Below are 17558 nucleotides of genomic sequence, written 5' to 3'. Positions count from 1 at the left end.
AGTAAATACTTTGGAAGCGCGCGTAATCGGTCTGGAAAAATTAGGGAAACACGATGTCGAACTCGTAGGTGGGAAAAACTCATCTTTGGGTGAAATGATCAGCCATTTATCCAATGCTGGTGTATCGGTACCTGGTGGCTTTGCAACAACTGCTGCTGCCTATCGTGAGTTCTTGGATCAAAGCGGCTTAAATGCTCGAATTCAGGCTGAACTTGAGCAGCTAAATGTTGATGATGTAAACGCACTTATAGAGACAGGCGCTAAAATCCGTAAATGGATCGTTGATACTCCACTTACTGCTAATTTAGAACAAGAAATTCGTGACGCGTTTACAGCACTTTCAAACGGTAATCCAGACATCGCTGTTGCTGTACGTTCTTCTGCGACTGCAGAAGATTTACCTGATGCTTCTTTTGCAGGACAACAAGAAACTTTCTTAAATATTCGCGGAATTGATAACGTTCTGATCGCGATTAAAGAAGTTTTTGCTTCGCTTTATAATGATCGTGCCATCGCTTACCGTGTACACCAAGGTTTTGAACACAGTGTTGTTGCCCTATCTGCGGGTGTACAACGAATGGTTCGTTCAGAGACTGGAGCTGCAGGTGTAATGTTTACACTCGACACAGAATCTGGTTTCCGTGATGTGGTATTTATTACTGCATCATACGGTTTGGGTGAAATGGTTGTGCAAGGTGCTGTAAACCCTGACGAATTCTACCTATCTAAACCACTTTTAAATGCTGGTAAACATTCAGTTTTACGTCGTAACCTTGGTTCTAAACACCAGAAAATGATTTATGGTGAAGAAGGCGCAGCAGGTAAATCCGTGGTTGTGGTTGATGTTGAAAAACCAGAGCGTCAACAGTTTGCATTAAATGATCATGAATTACATGAACTTGCTAAACAAGCATTGATTATTGAACAACATTACGGTTCGCCAATGGACATCGAATGGGCGAAAGATGGTGATGATGGTCAAATTTACATCGTTCAAGCACGTCCTGAAACTGTTAAAAGCCGTCAAAATGTCGGCACAATGGAACGTTACCTATTAAAACAACGTGGCACAGTCATCTGTGAAGGTCGCTCAATTGGTCAACGTATCGGTTCGGGCAAAGTTCGTGTCGTAACTTCGATTAAAGAAATGGATAAAGTACAAGACGGTGATGTACTTGTATCAGATATGACTGACCCAGATTGGGAGCCAGTAATGAAACGTGCTGCAGCGATTGTGACCAATCGTGGTGGTCGTACTTGTCACGCTGCAATCATTGCACGTGAGTTAGGTGTACCAGCAATCGTGGGTTGTGGTAATGCAACAGAAGTATTAACTGATGGTCAAGAAGTCACTGTTTCTTGTGCTGAAGGTGATACAGGCTTTATCTATGAAGGCGCATTAGATTTTGAGGTTCAACGCAACTCAATTCACTCAATGCCAAAACTTCCATTTAAGATCATGATGAATGTTGGTAATCCAGACCGTGCATTTGACTTTGCTCAAATTCCAAATGAAGGGATTGGTCTTGCACGTCTTGAATTCATCATTAACCGTATGATCGGTGTACATCCTAAAGCGCTTCTCAATATTGACAGCCTACCACGTGAAACACGTGCTGCTGTAATGACACGTACATCTGGTTATTCTTCGCCAATCGAATTCTATGTAGAAAAGTTAGTTGAAGGTATTTCAACACTTGCAGCTGCATTTGCTGAAAAACCAGTCATCGTTCGTATGTCTGACTTTAAATCAAATGAATATGCGAACTTAATTGGCGGTAAATTATACGAGCCAGAAGAAGAAAACCCAATGTTGGGCTTCCGAGGTGCGAGTCGTTACGTATCTGACAACTTCCGTGACTGTTTTGAGCTTGAGTGCCGTGCTTTGAAGAAAGCCCGTGATGAAATGGGTTTAACCAATATTCAAATCATGATCCCATTCGTGCGTACAGTGTCTGAAGCAAAACGTGTGATTGAGTTGCTTGCTCAAAATGGTTTAAAACGTGGTGAAAATGGTCTAAAAATCATCATGATGTGTGAGCTTCCAACCAATGCTTTATTGGCTGAGCAGTTCCTTGAACATTTCGATGGTTTTTCAATTGGTTCAAATGACTTAACACAATTAACACTTGGTCTTGACCGTGATTCTGGTATCGTATCTCACTTATTTGATGAGCGTGATCCAGCGGTTAAAGCCCTTCTTTCTATGGCAATTCATGCATGCCGTAAAGCAGGGAAATACGTTGGTATTTGTGGTCAAGGTCCTTCAGACCACCCTGACCTTGCTAAATGGCTCATGGAACAAGGTATTGAATCTGTGTCACTTAACCCTGACTCAGTGCTTGATACTTGGTTCTTCCTTGCTGAAGAACAAATCAAGAAAGCCTAGTCTTTTTTAAAAAAGACCCTTTCGTAGGGTCTTTTTTCATCTTTAGTCATTGAGAATTTTTAATTATGCAAATTTACTTGGCTCGTAATAACCAACAAGCTGGACCTTATAGTTTAGACCAACTGAACCAAATGCTTTCTAGCCAACAAGTATTACTTACAGACTTGGTTTGGCACGAAGGTATGAGTGAATGGAAAACTCTTGGCGAACTCACTCAAGGAAAACTTGTCTACGAACCTGTAGGTTATTCATCATTCAATCATCAAATTAACAATCAAACTGAGCAGTCAACTTTTAAAATTAAAGTTGAACAAAAAATATCTGAACTCGCCTCATTTCATTCTCGTGCACTCGCTAAGGTGATTGACTTAACACTTTGGCTTCCAATGGCCGCTATACCATCTTTTTTCTTTAACGAAAGCCAGTACACAGAATTATTTAAAATTCAAAAGCAATTACAAGCAAGCCAAGTCGCTTCAAGTGAAGCAGTTGAGTTGCAGCATCAACTTATGCAGCTTATTCCAAATGAAGCATGGATGAGTATTTTTGTTTATTTGATCCTAATGCTGATGCTACAAGCTTTTTTAATTGCGAAGTCAGGACAAAGCATTGGTAAAAAAATAACCAAAATTAAAATCGTAGATGCTGAAACACATACGGCAGTCAATACGATTAGAGCTTTTTGGTTGAGAAGTGCTTTATTTATCATTCTGAATTTATTGTTTATGCCATTTATTACCATTATCGACTATGCTTTCTTTGCATTTAATAAAAATCGCCAAACTTTGCATGATAAATTGGCAAAAACTAAGGTCGTAAAGCAATAATTTTTAATTAACTAAGCAAAAGAGGATTTACTCCTCTTTTTTGCTCTATAAAATTGATATTTATAGAAAAAATATACATTTCAACAACAATTCCTACAAAATAAATCAGGTTTTAAAACAAGTATTTCTGACTGTGTTAGATGTAGCTTAGTTTTTCAATATGAGGCATAATGCCCGACAACGTAGCGGTGTCGCATGATTGCTAAGCATTTCACAAAAAATTCTTATCAATCATGCGACACTTTAATCGCTATCCCATAATTTAAATTAGGGAATGGGACTCTTCACCGAGGTTGTAAAATGAGACAAACGATTTTAGCTGTATTGTCTTTATCAACGATGGCTGCACTCTTAACTGGGTGTGGTGGTGATATGGTACTTCTAAACAATAAAGGTCCAGTTGGTCAAGGTCAAAGTAGCCTGATGATGACTGCGATCTATCTAATGCTATTGGTGGTGATTCCATCAATCGTTATGGCATTATGGTTTGGTTGGCAATATCGCGCATCGAATAAAGATGCAGACTATAAACCTACTTGGGCACACTCTACGACAATTGAGATCGTTGTTTGGGGTGTTCCTGTCATTATTATTGGTATTTTAGCTTGGTTAACTTGGTGGGGTTCCCACAAGTACGACCCTTACCGTCCGTTAGAATCAGATAAAGCACCATTAACTATTCAAGCTGTCGCTGAACAGTTTAAATGGATTTTTATCTATCCTGAGCAAAACATTGCAACGGTAAACGAAGTACGCTTCCCAGAAAAAACGCCTGTAAGCTTTAAGATTACTTCTAACTTTACGATGAACTCGTTCTTCATCCCACAGTTAGGTGGTCAGATCTATGCAATGGCGGGTATGCAAACTCACCTTCACTTGTTAGCAGATGAACCAGGTGTTTTCCGTGGTTTCTCAGCAAACTATTCAGGTTACGGTTTCTCTCAAATGCGCTTTAAAGCACACAGCGTAACTGAAGCTGAATTTGCAAAATGGGTAGAAGCTGTTAAAGCTGGTAATGGTACAAGTATCAATGCTGAAGCAATTCAAAAAGGTACACTTGACCAAGCTGAGTTAGCAACGCTTAAAGATGGTGATCGTTCTAAGCATCAGATCGAGCATTTAGTGAATCGTGCTAAAGCTGCTGGTGATGAAGAAGCACTTGCTAAAGCTGAAGCAATGAAACCGTTCCCGACTAAGCCACACCCTGTGACTTATTACTCTTCTGTTGAGCCTAAGTTGTTTGAAACAATCATCAACCGCTATATGAGTAACTATCACGGTGCTGACCACTCTGCTGGACATGCAACAGCAGAAACTCATGCTGCAGCTGAACACGCTGCTCAAGGGGAATAAGACATGGATATGATTTTTGGTAAACTGGGTTGGGACTCTATCCCGACAGAGCCAATTGTACTTGTCACCATGGTCCTTATGGCACTTGGTGGAATTGCAGTTGTTGGCGGTATTACCTATTTCAAAAAATGGGGATACTTATGGAACGAGTGGTTTACATCAGTAGACCATAAGAAAATTGGTATCATGTATATCATCGTATCAGTAGTCATGCTTTTGCGTGGTTTCGCCGATGCGATCATGATGCGTTTACAACTTTTCCTCGCGAAAGGCGGTGGTGAAGGTTACTTACATCCTGACCACTACGACCAGATTTTCACCGCTCATGGTGTAATCATGATCTTCTTCGTAGCGATGGGTCTCGTTGTCGGTATGATGAACATCTCAGTACCATTACAAATCGGTGCTCGTGACGTTGCATTCCCATTATTAAACTCTTTAAGTTTCTGGTTATTCGCAGGCGCTGCTGGTTTGATGATGGTTTCACTTGTATTGGGTGAATTTGCTGCGACTGGTTGGATGGCTTACCCTCCTCTATCTGGCATTCAATATTCTCCTGGTGTCGGTGTTGACTACTATATCTGGGCACTCCAAGTTTCTGGTTTAGGTACGCTTTTATCTGGTGTTAACTTCTTTGTTACCATCATTAAAATGCGTGCACCTGGCATGAAATTAATGGACATGCCTATTTTCACATGGACTTCACTGTGTACGGCTGTATTAATCATTGCATCATTCCCTGTATTAACAGGTACGCTTGCAATGCTTACTTTAGACCGTTACTTCGGTTTCCATTTCTTCACTAATGAGCTTGGCGGTAGCCCAATGCTTTACGTGAATTTGATCTGGACATGGGGTCACCCTGAAGTATATATCTTGGTATTACCAGCATTTGGTTTATACTCAGAAATCGTTGCAACCTTCTCTCGTAAAGCGTTGTTCGGTTACAAGTCTATGGTGTATGCAACTATCGCAATTACTGTACTTGCGTTCGTTGTATGGCTTCACCACTTCTTCACCATGGGTGCTGGTGCGAACGTTAACGCGTTCTTCGGTATCATGACTATGGTTATTGCGATTCCTACAGGTGTGAAAATCTTCTCTTGGTTATTCACGATGTATAAAGGTCGCATCACCTTTACTACTCCAATGTTATGGACGCTTGGCTTCCTAGTAACATTTGGTATTGGTGGTTTAACTGGTGTACTTATGGCTGTTCCGCCTGCGGACTTCCTTGTACACAACTCACTGTTCTTGATCGCTCACTTCCATAACGTAATTATCGGTGGTGTGGTGTTTGGTATGTTTGCCGGCATCATCTTCTACTGGCCGAAAATGTTTGGTTGGAAGCTCAACGAAGCATGGGGTAAAGCTGCGTTCTGGTTCTGGTTCTTCGGTTTCTATTTTGCATTCATGCCACTTTATATCCTTGGTTTCATGGGTATGACTCGTCGTTTGAATACATATGACAACCCAGAATGGGATCCATACTTAGCGATCGCATTATTTGGTGCCGTTCTTGTTGCTATTGGTATTGCATGTTTCTTAATGCAAATCATCGTTGGTTTCTTACAACGTAAAGACAACATGGACTACACAGGCGACCCTTGGGATAGTCGTACACTCGAATGGTCTACGTCATCTCCTGCTCCGTTCTATAACTTTGCACATGTACCAGAAGCTAGCGGTGTTGACCGTTTCTGGACTGACAAAGAAAATGGCGTAGCATATGCACGTAACACTAAATATGAAGACATCCACATGCCGACTGATCGTGCTGCTGGTTTCGTGATTGCAATGTTCATTACTGTACTTGGCTTTGCTCTCATTTGGCATATTTGGTGGCTAGTCGTTGTTTCATTCGTTGCTGCAGTTGTTAGCTTGATCGTAAGCTCATTCACTAAGAATGTTGATTATTATGTTCCTGCTGCTGAAGTAGAGCGTATTGAAAACGAACGCTATGCATTACTTGAAAAACACTTGAAGAAGGACTAAGGAAATGGCTGAAGTACTTCATCACGACAACCACGGTCACGATGGTCATCATGAACATGATGATACTGACTTAACCGTCTTTGGTTTCTGGACATACTTGATGAGTGACTTGATTCTTTTCGGATCACTCTTCATCGCGTTCGCTGTATTGAGCAGTCATGTCCCACCTGGTACTCCAAGTGCAAAAGACTTATTCAGTGAATCATTGGGTTATGTATTAGGTGAAACATTTGCCCTTTTGATCTCTTCTGTAACTTTTGGTTTTGCAGTACTTGCATCTTATAAAAAGAATGTAAATCAAGTCATCACTTGGTTATTCATTACATTCCTTTTCGGTGCAACCTTCATCGGTATGGAAATCAATGAATTCCATCACCTTGTTCATGAAGGTCACGGTCCAACTCATAGTGCATTCTTATCATCGTTCTTTACTTTGGTTGGTACACACGGTATCCACGTAACTTCTGGTTTAGTGTGGATGTTAGTATTGATGTATCAGATCAAAAAGAATGGTTTGACCTTACCGAATACACGTCGTCTTGCTTGCTTAAGCTTGTTCTGGCACTTCCTTGACATCGTTTGGATCTGTGTATTCAGCGTCGTTTATTTACTGGGAGTTCTCTAATGAGTGGTCATGACCATAATGCTGCAGGTGCGTCGCACGGTAACTTTAAGCAGTACACTGTTGGGTTTATCCTATCTGTTATCCTCACCATCATCCCATTCGGGATGGTGATGGCGGGTGGTTTTAGCCGTGGCATCTTAGTTACTGTTATTGCAATCGCAGCTGTTGCTCAGGTAATCGTACAACTTGTGTATTTCTTACACATGAATACATCATCTGAACAGCGCTGGAACCTTATTGCATTTATCTACACAATCTTATGTATTGCTGTACTTTTAGTCGGCTCTGTGTGGATTATGAATTACCTACACTACAACATGATGATCTAAACTGATTGTCATGTGGAAAAAGTATTTATTCCTGACTAAACCAGGAATTCTCTTCGGTAATTTTATTACCACCTTGGGCGGCTTCTTTTTAGCCGCCCAAGGCTCTATAGACTTCCTCTTATTATTAATTACATTACTTGGAACAACTTTTGTGGTTGCTTCTGGTTGTGTAGTCAATAATGTTATTGATCAAGACATCGATCAAAAAATGCAACGCACAATGAATCGTGCTCTTGTTAAGAAAACCATATCTCCTACTATTGCAATGTTTTATGCTCTTGTATTAGGTTTGATTGGTTTTAGCATGCTCTGGTTCTATGTGAATGCCTATGCATTTTTATTCGCTGTGATTGGTTTTGTCGTCTATGTCGGTTTTTATAGTTTGTGGACGAAACGTACCACGATCCATCAAACCGTGATTGGTAGTATTTCTGGAGCGAGTCCACCTGTTATTGGTTATACGGCTGTAAGTCATCATTTCGATTTGGCTGCTCTTCTCATTTTTATTGCATATGCCTTATGGCAAATGCCGCATTCATGGGCAATTGCGATTTATCGTTTTGAAGATTACAAAAACGCAGGCGTGCCTATTTTACCTGTTGCACGTTCTATTCATAGAACTAAAATCGAATCGCTGATCTATGTGATTTTATTCACTGTTGCGATGAATGCTTTGTATATATATGGATATACCAATATTATTTTCTTGGTCATCTGTAATGCACTTTGTATTTACTGGTTTTACATTGGTATTTTAGGATTTAAAGCTGAAGATGATCAGCTTTGGGCAAAACGCTTTTTCCTTTTTTCAGTAATCTTAATTACTGTGATTAGTTTGAGCTTTAGCTTTACATTTAAAAGCCCTGCACCCTTCCTCCCTATTTTTTAAAAAGATAGAGACTTCTCTGTCTTTTTATTCCCCGCTTCACTTGTTATCATTTCGTGCAATAAAAACATTTCACCCTTTATTGCCTAAATGAAACTACAAAACAAATTTATATTCAAATCAATTATCTATTCTTCGCTTTCACTGGCAATTTACTATAGCCCAATCACCTATGCTGGTGTAGAGCAATTTTGCGAGCCAAACCTTGCCATAAATGACAAAAATTTAAACGGTTGTAGCACTCTTCCTGTGTTATATCCAGCAAATGATAGTCAAACCAATATGACATTACTACTCAGCGACTTAGGACTTGCAACAATTAAGCCAATGACAGCTGACGCCAATTTATGGGATGCGTTATATGGAATGGTACCTTTTGATGCAGCGAATCTGTCATCTCTGACTCAGAATAAGATGCCAAATCAAAGAAAACTATTAGAAAGAAATGACACCGTTTTTGACGAACGTTGCACGAGCTTTGATTCAGGTAATCAAGCTTTTAATACACAAGTACAAAATAATAAAGCGATCCCAAATCTAGAAAAGCAAATTTTGATTTCTGAACGCAAAAAAATGAATCAGTGTGGTGACAAAATTGAATTGATTGCGATTAATCCAAATTGGTCAATCACAACACGTCAATATGCTTCTTATTTAAATGCGAGCATTCTGTTTTATAATAGCAATTATTCAGCAGCGAATAAAATTTATACCGTCTTAACCACCGTTGAAGATACGTGGTTAAAAGAAACATCACAATATATGTTAATTCGAACATCACTCAATTCCGCCTATGCGACTGGCGTAGATAAATATGGTGATGTTTATTTAGACAATATTAACCAAAATTTACTTAAACAATTCTTGGATAATATTAATGCCTATTTAAAAGCCTATCCAAATGGACAATATGTCGCGAGCGCTCGTGGTTTTATGCGTCGTGGTTTTTGGCTTTCAAAACGCCAAGATTTATTAGTCAATGAAATTGTCTGGCAACTCAAAAATCCGACATCAAAATTTTATAATTTGGAGATGAGTGAACTTCCCGCTGAAATTGATCGCCGAGTGTTCGATAGCTCAGCTTTTAATGTTAACAATCTAAAAGACCCTTTCTTTTTGGCAGTATATGATTTGATGCATATGCGTGAATCGAGTTCAGAGAATTATCGTCCAATTTCTTGGACACAACTGAATACACAAAAAGAACTATTTAAAACTCAACCTGAATTATTTCAATATTTACAAGCTGCTCACTTATTTTTTGTTCAAAATAAAGCTCAAGAAGCTCAAAATTACTTAGCTAAAGCAAATGCTAAAAATAGTAGTTATTTGCAGTTAAGCCAAACTTTTTTGAGAGGACAAATTTTAGAAAAAATTGGACAGCCTCAAAATGCTGAAGAATATTGGCGTCAGCAACTTGCACAGGCCAAAGATAGTTATCAACGCGGTTTATTTGAAACAGCATTATCCAATCATTTGGCAATAAAACAGGACTATTCAGCATTTATAGGAAAAAAAGCTCAAATTACTCAGCCGAACCTACAGAGAAATTTTATTACCCAAATCGCAGATACAAACAGTTTGCAAAAATTGATTCAATCTGATCAAAGCAATATAGATCAAAAACAAGCTGCGATCTACACCCTTCTGAGTAAAAGCTTAGTACATCAACAATTCGAATTGTTTAAACAAAGCTATGCTTTTATGCCTAAAAATGCCATGCAATATAAAGGTTATAACAGTGACAATGAACAATTGAAGAATAAACCAGATTTTTCTAATTTCATTTGGAATGGAGCAAACATTACACCACAACTAAAATGCTCAAATTTAGAGACTTTAGTTAATCAATTGGCTCAGACACCTAAAGATCCATTATTAAATGTTTGCTTAGGAGAATATTTCCGTAGTGAACAAGGATATTCGTTGCAGCAGCTTTCTTATAATGAAAAACAAACATCAAATTTTTCAGGCAAAATTTTTGCTCGTGGTCAGATTTATCAAGATCTCATCAAATCATCAAGCAAAAGCGATTTACAAGCTTACGCCCTTTATCGTGCAATACAATGTTATGCACCAAGTGGTATTAATGATTGTGGTGGTAATGAAATAAACAAATCTGTCCGCAAACAATGGTTTGATCAAATCAAAACAGATTATCCGAATACCAGTTGGGCAAAATCACTGAAATATTATTGGTAATTGACGATGTTGAAGTGGCTGAAAGCAATCATTTTCACTTTTTTTATTTTTAACTTATTTGCTTGCCAACCTGCACAATCTACAACGCCAACAATTGATGCAAATCATTTCGATTCATTTTGGATTTGGGGAAACATTCAATCTGCGCCTTACTTAAGTAAGGCGAAAGAACTATATATTTTGCAAGGAGAAATTCGATATTCAAAACAAAAGCATAGCTCTATATTGATGCCACAGGGTGTTTCTATCCTAAAATTACCCCGTCAGAAAATTTGGTTAGTTTTTCGAACACATCATCTGGCTTGGAACGAACAAAACTATCAAACTGTTTTCCAACGTTTAGAACATTGGAGAAATCAAGGGAATCAAGTTCAGGGAATTCAAATTGATTTCGACAGTCGAACCCATGATTTAAAAGAATATGCCCTTTTTCTAGAAAGTTTCAGAAAAAGACTCCCTTCCTCTTATCAACTTAGCATTACAGGATTACTTGACTGGACAAATTTTAAGGATCAGAAAACTTTAACTATTTTGAGAAATAATATCAGTGAACTTGTGATCCAAACCTATCAAGGTACAACCACCATTCCCAATTACCCACAATATTTAAAACGTATCTCCGCAATGCAACTACCTTATAAAATCGGTTTTGTACAAAATGGGTTACGTCAAAATAACTCAAACGATTTTAATGACCCTCATTTTAAAGGCTATGTCATCTTTTTACTTCGATCTAAAACATGAATTTACTTGCGATTTAAATGAAATGTGTCTAAAATCCCAGCTTCGCAATTTGCGACATAACTTTTTAGTTATGACTCCTTGCTTCTGACTTTTTAGTTAGGGGCTGCTTAAACCGTAAGGAGCTGACAATGCGTCACTACGAAATCGTACTATTGGTACACCCAGACCAAAGCGATCAAGTTGTAGGTATGGTTGAACGCTATATCTCTCAGATCAAAGAAGCTGAAGGTCAAATTCACCGTTTAGAAGATTGGGGCCGTCGCCAATTGGCTTACCCAATCAACAAGATTCACAAAGCACACTACATTCTTATGAATGTTGAATGTGGTCAAACGACTCTTGATGAATTAGAAGAATTGTTCCGTTATAACGATGCAATCATTCGTAACATCATCATCCGTCGTGAACACGCAATTACTGAAGAATCTTTACTTGCTAAGAGTGCTGAAGAGAAACGTGCGCGTAAAGCTCAACGTGAAGAAGCACAACAAGCAATTCAAGAAGCTGAATAAGGAGAACCTCAATGGCACGTTTTTACCGTCGTCGCAAGTTCTGCCGCTTTACAGCTGAGAATGTTGCGTACATCGACTACAAAGATATCGACACTTTAAAACAGTACATCACTGAAAACGGCAAGATTGTTCCTAGCCGTATTACAGGTACTAAAGCTCGTTATCAACGTCAATTAGCGTTAGCTATTAAACAAGCTCGCTATTTGTCTTTGATTCCGTACACTGACAACCATAAGTAAGTGAGGTGAGCTGTGGACGTTATCTTATTACAACGCATTAAGAATCTTGGTAAATTAGGCGACAAAGTATCAGTTAAAGCTGGTTACGGTCGTAACTTCTTGATTCCTCAAGGTAAAGCAGTTGCTGCTACTGAAGCAAACACTTCTGCTTTTGAAGCACGTCGTGCTGAACTTGAAAGACAAGAAGCTGAAGTATTAGCTGCTGCGAATGCACGTGCTGAACAATTGAACGAAGTTAACATTGTAATCACTGCGAAAGCTGGTGACGAAGGTAAACTTTTCGGTTCTATCGGTACTCGTGACATCGCTGATGCTTTAACTAATGCTGGTCTTGTTGTTGACCGTGCAGAAGTTCGTTTACCAAACGGTGCGCTTCGTCACACTGGTGAATTCAACATCGCAATCCAATTGCATCATGATGTTGTTGCTGAAGTTCTCGTTACTATCGTATCTGAGTAATTTCTGCAAAGAAAAGAGCATGTTTTTACATGCTCTTTTTTTATGCCTAAAATTTTATATTTTTAGTACACTCTACTTTTCCACCAATTAAACAATTTTCTTCCAATTAAATTCTCCTGTCTACGTCCATTTGGATTAAGATAGTCAGTCGTTACAGTTTCATCTTTTTATTAGGTCTTGTTATGTCACAGGCGAATGCCAATTTTACGAAAAATTCTCCAAACACAGAGAGTAAAGTGAGTGACTCAGGTCAATTAAAAGAATTTCGTACACCACCGCACAATCTCGCAATTGAGCAAGCTGTGCTCGCGGCATTAATGACGGTCGCCGAATCATTTGAACAAGTCAGCGATTTACTTAAAGAAAATGATTTTTATGCGACACGTCATAAATATATTTATCGTGCAATCGAAAAACTAGCGCAAGAAAACTCGCCTTATGATGCTGTATTGGTCAATGATTGGTTACTCAAACAAAACCTGCTTGATGCAATTGGTGGTGAAGAATATTTAATGCAATTGATGGCAGATTCACCTTCAAGCTTTTACAATCTTGAAATCTATGCCAATAAAATTAAAGAATTTTCAACACTACGCGCAATGATTAAAGTCAGTAGTGATATTTTACAAAATGCTTATGACACCAAAGGTCGCCCTGTCAGTGAAATCCTAGATTTAGCAGAAACCAGTATTTTCTCTTTGGCCGAACAGCATAACAATAACAAGAAAGATTCAGGGCCAAAATCGATTAGCTCTGTCACTGCTGATGTGATTTCTAAACTCGATGAACTTTCTAAATTAGATGGCAACATTACAGGTTTAACCACAGGTTTCTTAGAGTTAGATAATAAAACCTCAGGTATGCAAGCTGGGGATTTGATTATTGTTGCAGCCCGCCCTTCGATGGGTAAAACCACCTTTGCCATGAACTTAGTTGAAAGTGTACTGCAATACAACCGCCTACCTGCTCTCGTATTCTCAATGGAGATGCCAGCTGACTCGATTGCCATGCGTTTGATCTCAGCAATGGGTAAAGTTCACCAAGGACATTTGCGTTCAGGTAATCTCGATGCAGATGAATGGACCAAAGTCACAGGAACTATTCTTCAATTACAAGAAATGCACCTCTATATTGATGATTCCTCTGCTCTACCACCAACCGAACTTCGTGCACGTGCTCGGCGTATTGCCAAAATGCATGATGGAAAAATCGGCTGTATTATGGTCGACTACTTACAGTTAATGAAAGTGCCGGGTATGGGCGATAACCGTGTGGGTGAGATTTCGGAGATTTCTCGAAGCTTAAAAGCACTGGCCAAAGAAATGCAATGCCCTGTCATTGCACTGTCTCAGCTTAACCGTAGTTTGGAGAATAGACCAAATAAACGCCCTGTCATGTCAGACTTACGTGAATCAGGCGCAATCGAGCAAGATGCCGACTTGATCATGTTTATTTATCGTGATGAAGTCTATAACAAAGAGTCTAAAGAAGCTGGTACAGCCGAAATTATTATCGGTAAACAACGTAATGGTCCAATCGGTTCAGTTCGTCTTGCCTTTGAAGGTCAATACACTCGCTTTAGTAACCTTTCACCTGAGTTCTATGCTCAATACGATGATGAGGAATAATCCCTCGGTTATCGATCTGCCTTAAATACTTTCCATGTCGACCCAAAGGAGAAATCAGGGTGCGCCAAGCAACAGTTTATATTGATAGTGATGCACTACAATATAATTTAAACCGCGTTAAACAACTTGCTCCACATTCACAAATTGTTAGTATGGTCAAAGCAAATGCTTATGGACATGGAGTTAAAGACTGTTTAGCCGCCTTGGATGCCACAGATGCCTTTGGTGTCGCCTGTTTAGAAGAAGCTTTAGAGATCAGGCAACTGGGATATTCTCAACCCATCACTTTGATTGAGGGCATATTTTCAGAAGATGAAATGCAACAAGTAATTGAGCACAAACTCGAATGCCTTATTCATCAAAGTCAACAAGTTGAATGGTTGATTCAGCATAAGCAAGCTTATAATGCTTTGGGCTTAAAAGTTTGGGTCAAGCTAAATAGCGGAATGAACCGTTTAGGCTTTAAAGTGACTGAAATTATCGATGTCATTCAACGTCTAAAGTCAGAAGGCTTTAGCTGTGTCCTCACCATGCATTTTGCCAATGCAGATGCCGATCACCCTTTAAATGAACAACAAAAGCAGCAATTTCTCCATATCAAAGAAGCATGCGCCCCTATCTTAGCATCATGTTGTAACTCCGCTGCGATCTATAAATACCCTGAATTGCATTTCGATTTCGTTCGCCCAGGTATCATGCTTTATGGCGCAAGTCCATTTGCTGACAAAAATGTATATGAACTCGATTTAAAGCCTGTAATGACCTTTAGTGCAGAAATCATTGCGCTCAATCAAATTCAACAAGGTGAATTTGTAGGGTATGGTTCTAGCTTTACGGCTTCATGCCCATTAAATATTGCCATTGTTTCAATTGGATATGGTGATGGTTACCCACGTACTTATTTAAAACCAAATTTCGTTGCAATTGATCAACAACTTGTTCCTGTTATTGGTCGTGTCAGTATGGATATGATTGCGATTGACATTACCCAGATTAAAGCTGAATTAGGTACTACAGTAGAACTATGGGGCAAACATCGACTCGTCGATGATGTCGCTGCGGCAAATGGAACGATTGGTTACGAATTATTATGTCGATTAAGTAATAGACCAATTCGAAAAGTGATTTAAAAGAGATAAAAAATCCAAGCCTTTGCTTGGATTTTTTCTTAGATGATTACAAACCATAATCAGTCGTAGGCTTTGGCAACTCTTGAAGTCCACGGCGTAAGGTTTCAGACCATTGCTTACTAATTTGAGTAAAATAAGGATCATCTTCTCGGATGCGTTTCCCTTCAGGAATTTTAAAACTATCTTTATGATAAACCAACGCGTCTAAAGGCAATCCGACAGAAACATTAGACCTTAATGTTGAATCAAAAGAGATCAAACTGCAACGTAACGCATCATCTAATGGCATCGTATAGTGCAGTGCACGATCTAAAATTGGCTTTCCATATTTACTCTCACCAATCTGAAAATATGGCGTATCAGTTGTGGCACAAATAAAATTGCCTTGAGGATAGACATTATATAGTTGCATCTCCTCACCCTGTATCTGTCCACCTACCAAAATACTACAGGAATAATTCATCTGTTCCTGAGTATCAGTCGTAACATCCTCAAGCACCTTACGCAAAGTCTTCCCAATTAATTCAGCAACTTCAAACATGGTATTTGCGCTATATAAATTTGGCTCTTGATGCAATGCTAAAGCATTTTGTAAATGACCAATGACAGCTTGAGTTGTTGCTAAATTACCTGCTGTTTGTAATGCAATAAAACGCTCACCTTCAACACCAAAAGTATGTAATTTACGAAATACAGAAATATGATCGACCCCTGCATTAGTTCGAGTATCACTAATCAATACCAAACCTTGCTCTAATCTTAATGCACAACAATAGGTCATCTCTTTTTCTCTTTACCTTCAACAAGCCAAAACTTGAACCGTAGATATCATACTTTCCACCCCACCTTGCTCACGGATACCTCGAATTGGTGCAACATCTAGATAATCACGACCAACTGCGACATAAATATGATTTTTGGGGGTAAATATCTGGTTACTTACATCAAAACAATACCACTCATTTTCTACAAAAACCTCAGCCCATGCATGACTGGCTAGGTGTGGTTGATTTTCATCATATATATAGCCAGATACATAACGAGCTGGTAAATGTAATCCACGGCACATCGCAATTAAAATATGTGCATGATCTTGACATACACCTTGTCTTGCATGAAATGCATCAATTGCAGAAGTCGTCACTGAGGTGGTCTCAGGCTGGTACTGAACTTGTTGTAAAATTTTCTCAGATAGCAATATTAAGTGCTTACGATCTTTTACTTTGACCACTGCCTGAGCAAAATCAAGCATACTTAGATCGCAACACGTCATCATGGTACGCTGCAAAAAAAGCATTGGAGAAACATCCGTTTCTACATAGCCTAGTTCTGTTGCATATAAATCAACGATACCTTGCGCCATAATGGTCAAGTAGCGATATTCATGTCTCTGAGTTGCAGTGATCCATAAATTATTAAATGCGTCTCTTTGACATGAATATTGTCCCGGCACACTAATATGCCAGTTTTCGATGCTTTGGTGCATAGAACTCTGCGGCATCATTTTAATCGATTGCACACTATTTCGAGCAACTTGCGTATAACGATAGTGCGTTTGATGATTCACCATGAGTTTCATGAGAATGCCTCAAATTGATTTTCTAGCTTATAGGTGAAAGCATAAAACTGATTTAAATAAGGTTGCTCTTTTAGAATCTGCCAATTTGGCTGCAAGTCATCCCAACCTAGTTCGAATAACTGTTTAATAATCGGATCAATTGAAGCTATAACATCCTGAATATTATGTTGAAAACGGAAATGCGTATCAATTTTTTCAATACATTGTCCAACATGAAAGAATAAGAAAACATCGTTTTGTTCTGTTTTTAAGAGAGCACAACACTTCCCTACGACGGCTTGAATCTCCTCACCATTAGATACTGCATTTTTAATTATATGATTCAGCTCAGCATAAGTATGAGCTGTCAGTAAACCACGTAATTCTTGAATATTATCTCGGGCAATCTCAAGCTGGCTCAATAAAGAATAGGGTTGTTGATGATCTAGCATAAAATTATTCAGATTCTCAGCATCATCAATATGTAAACAAAGCGCTTGAGCAAAATCTGCTGCTTGTTCGTCATCACAAAATGGCAAATGGCTAGCAACATGACCAATTCTAAATAAATAACGACCTAACCAATAAATATGATGAGCGCTTGAATTAAGTAAAATCATAAATGTCCTCCCTTATATATGATCAAATCCCCCAAAGTACGGCACTAGGCCAGATACTTTGG

The 17558-nt window shown here is 38.9% G+C and carries 17 protein-coding genes; 14 read left to right on the top strand and 3 right to left on the bottom strand.

What is annotated here, in order from left to right; translation table 11 throughout:
- The first annotated feature begins 10 nt into the window (after positions 1-10).
- The 14 genes from ppsA (at position 11) to alr (ending at position 15318) form a co-directional block, all read left to right on the top strand.
- Positions 11-2389, top strand: coding sequence for a phosphoenolpyruvate synthase (ppsA, locus tag AAV96_RS07060; protein WP_004661374.1), 2379 nt, complete (start codon positions 11-13; stop codon positions 2387-2389).
- 65 nt (positions 2390-2454) lie between these two features.
- A complete protein-coding gene (locus AAV96_RS07055; protein ID WP_046738803.1) occupies positions 2455-3216 on the top strand; it encodes an RDD family protein in 762 nt (253 codons plus the stop codon).
- 300 nt (positions 3217-3516) lie between these two features.
- Complete coding sequence (cyoA, locus tag AAV96_RS07050) at positions 3517-4569, top strand: ubiquinol oxidase subunit II (RefSeq protein WP_004661372.1); 1053 nt, start codon at positions 3517-3519, stop codon at positions 4567-4569.
- A 3-nt stretch (positions 4570-4572) separates the two neighbouring features.
- Positions 4573-6564 (top strand): cytochrome o ubiquinol oxidase subunit I, encoded by a 1992-nt coding sequence (gene cyoB, locus AAV96_RS07045; protein ID WP_004661371.1) that lies wholly within the window; start codon positions 4573-4575, stop codon positions 6562-6564.
- 4 nt (positions 6565-6568) lie between these two features.
- Entirely contained in the window at positions 6569-7189 is a 621-nt protein-coding gene (gene cyoC, locus AAV96_RS07040) for a cytochrome o ubiquinol oxidase subunit III (protein ID WP_004661370.1), read from the top strand.
- Positions 7189-7518, top strand: a complete 330-nt coding sequence (locus AAV96_RS07035; protein ID WP_004661369.1) for a cytochrome o ubiquinol oxidase subunit IV — start codon at positions 7189-7191, stop codon at positions 7516-7518. Before cyoC ends, AAV96_RS07035 begins: the two co-directional genes overlap by 1 nt.
- A gap of 10 nt (positions 7519-7528) precedes the next feature.
- Positions 7529-8407 carry a heme o synthase gene (cyoE, locus tag AAV96_RS07030; protein WP_046738802.1) on the top strand — a complete coding sequence of 293 codons (879 nt, stop codon included), beginning with the start codon at positions 7529-7531 and terminating at the stop codon, positions 8405-8407.
- Positions 8408-8494: 87 nt separating this feature from the next.
- Positions 8495-10606 carry a tetratricopeptide repeat protein gene (locus tag AAV96_RS07025; RefSeq protein WP_046738801.1) on the top strand — a complete coding sequence of 704 codons (2112 nt, stop codon included), beginning with the start codon at positions 8495-8497 and terminating at the stop codon, positions 10604-10606.
- A 6-nt stretch (positions 10607-10612) separates the two neighbouring features.
- Complete coding sequence (locus tag AAV96_RS07020; protein ID WP_046738800.1) at positions 10613-11350, top strand: DUF3142 domain-containing protein; 738 nt, start codon at positions 10613-10615, stop codon at positions 11348-11350.
- 128 nt (positions 11351-11478) lie between these two features.
- Entirely contained in the window at positions 11479-11862 is a 384-nt protein-coding gene (gene rpsF / locus AAV96_RS07015; protein WP_004654408.1) for a 30S ribosomal protein S6, read from the top strand.
- 11 nt (positions 11863-11873) lie between these two features.
- Entirely contained in the window at positions 11874-12101 is a 228-nt protein-coding gene (rpsR, locus tag AAV96_RS07010) for a 30S ribosomal protein S18 (RefSeq protein WP_000090661.1), read from the top strand.
- 12 nt (positions 12102-12113) lie between these two features.
- Positions 12114-12560 carry a 50S ribosomal protein L9 gene (gene rplI / locus AAV96_RS07005; protein ID WP_004661365.1) on the top strand — a complete coding sequence of 149 codons (447 nt, stop codon included), beginning with the start codon at positions 12114-12116 and terminating at the stop codon, positions 12558-12560.
- 182 nt (positions 12561-12742) lie between these two features.
- Complete coding sequence (dnaB, locus tag AAV96_RS07000; protein ID WP_004661364.1) at positions 12743-14188, top strand: replicative DNA helicase; 1446 nt, start codon at positions 12743-12745, stop codon at positions 14186-14188.
- A gap of 59 nt (positions 14189-14247) precedes the next feature.
- The gene (gene alr, locus AAV96_RS06995; RefSeq protein ID WP_046738799.1) at positions 14248-15318 is read left to right on the top strand and encodes an alanine racemase; all 1071 of its coding nucleotides are present in this window, start codon (positions 14248-14250) and stop codon (positions 15316-15318) included.
- Between the two features lie 46 nt (positions 15319-15364).
- On the opposite strand, the gene AAV96_RS06990 is transcribed toward alr, so the two are convergent.
- Genes AAV96_RS06990 through AAV96_RS06980 form a run of 3 tightly spaced genes read right to left on the bottom strand, consistent with a single transcriptional unit; the run spans position 15365 to position 17496 of the window.
- Entirely contained in the window at positions 15365-16099 is a 735-nt protein-coding gene (locus AAV96_RS06990; RefSeq protein ID WP_004661362.1) for a proteasome-type protease, read from the bottom strand.
- Between the two features lie 18 nt (positions 16100-16117).
- The gene (locus AAV96_RS06985) at positions 16118-16897 is read right to left on the bottom strand and encodes a transglutaminase family protein (RefSeq protein WP_046738798.1); all 780 of its coding nucleotides are present in this window, start codon (positions 16895-16897) and stop codon (positions 16118-16120) included.
- Positions 16894-17496: an alpha-E domain-containing protein gene (locus tag AAV96_RS06980; RefSeq protein WP_046738797.1), complete on the bottom strand. Its 603-nt coding sequence runs from the start codon at positions 17494-17496 to the stop codon at positions 16894-16896. Before AAV96_RS06980 ends, AAV96_RS06985 begins: the two co-directional genes overlap by 4 nt.
- Positions 17497-17558 lie beyond the last annotated feature (62 nt).

Source organism: Acinetobacter sp. AG1 (assembly GCF_001005525.1).
Taxonomy (GTDB): domain Bacteria; phylum Pseudomonadota; class Gammaproteobacteria; order Pseudomonadales; family Moraxellaceae; genus Acinetobacter; species Acinetobacter modestus.
The sequence above is the reverse complement of the archived record's forward strand: the minus strand, read 5'-3'. Positions and strand labels throughout refer to the sequence as shown.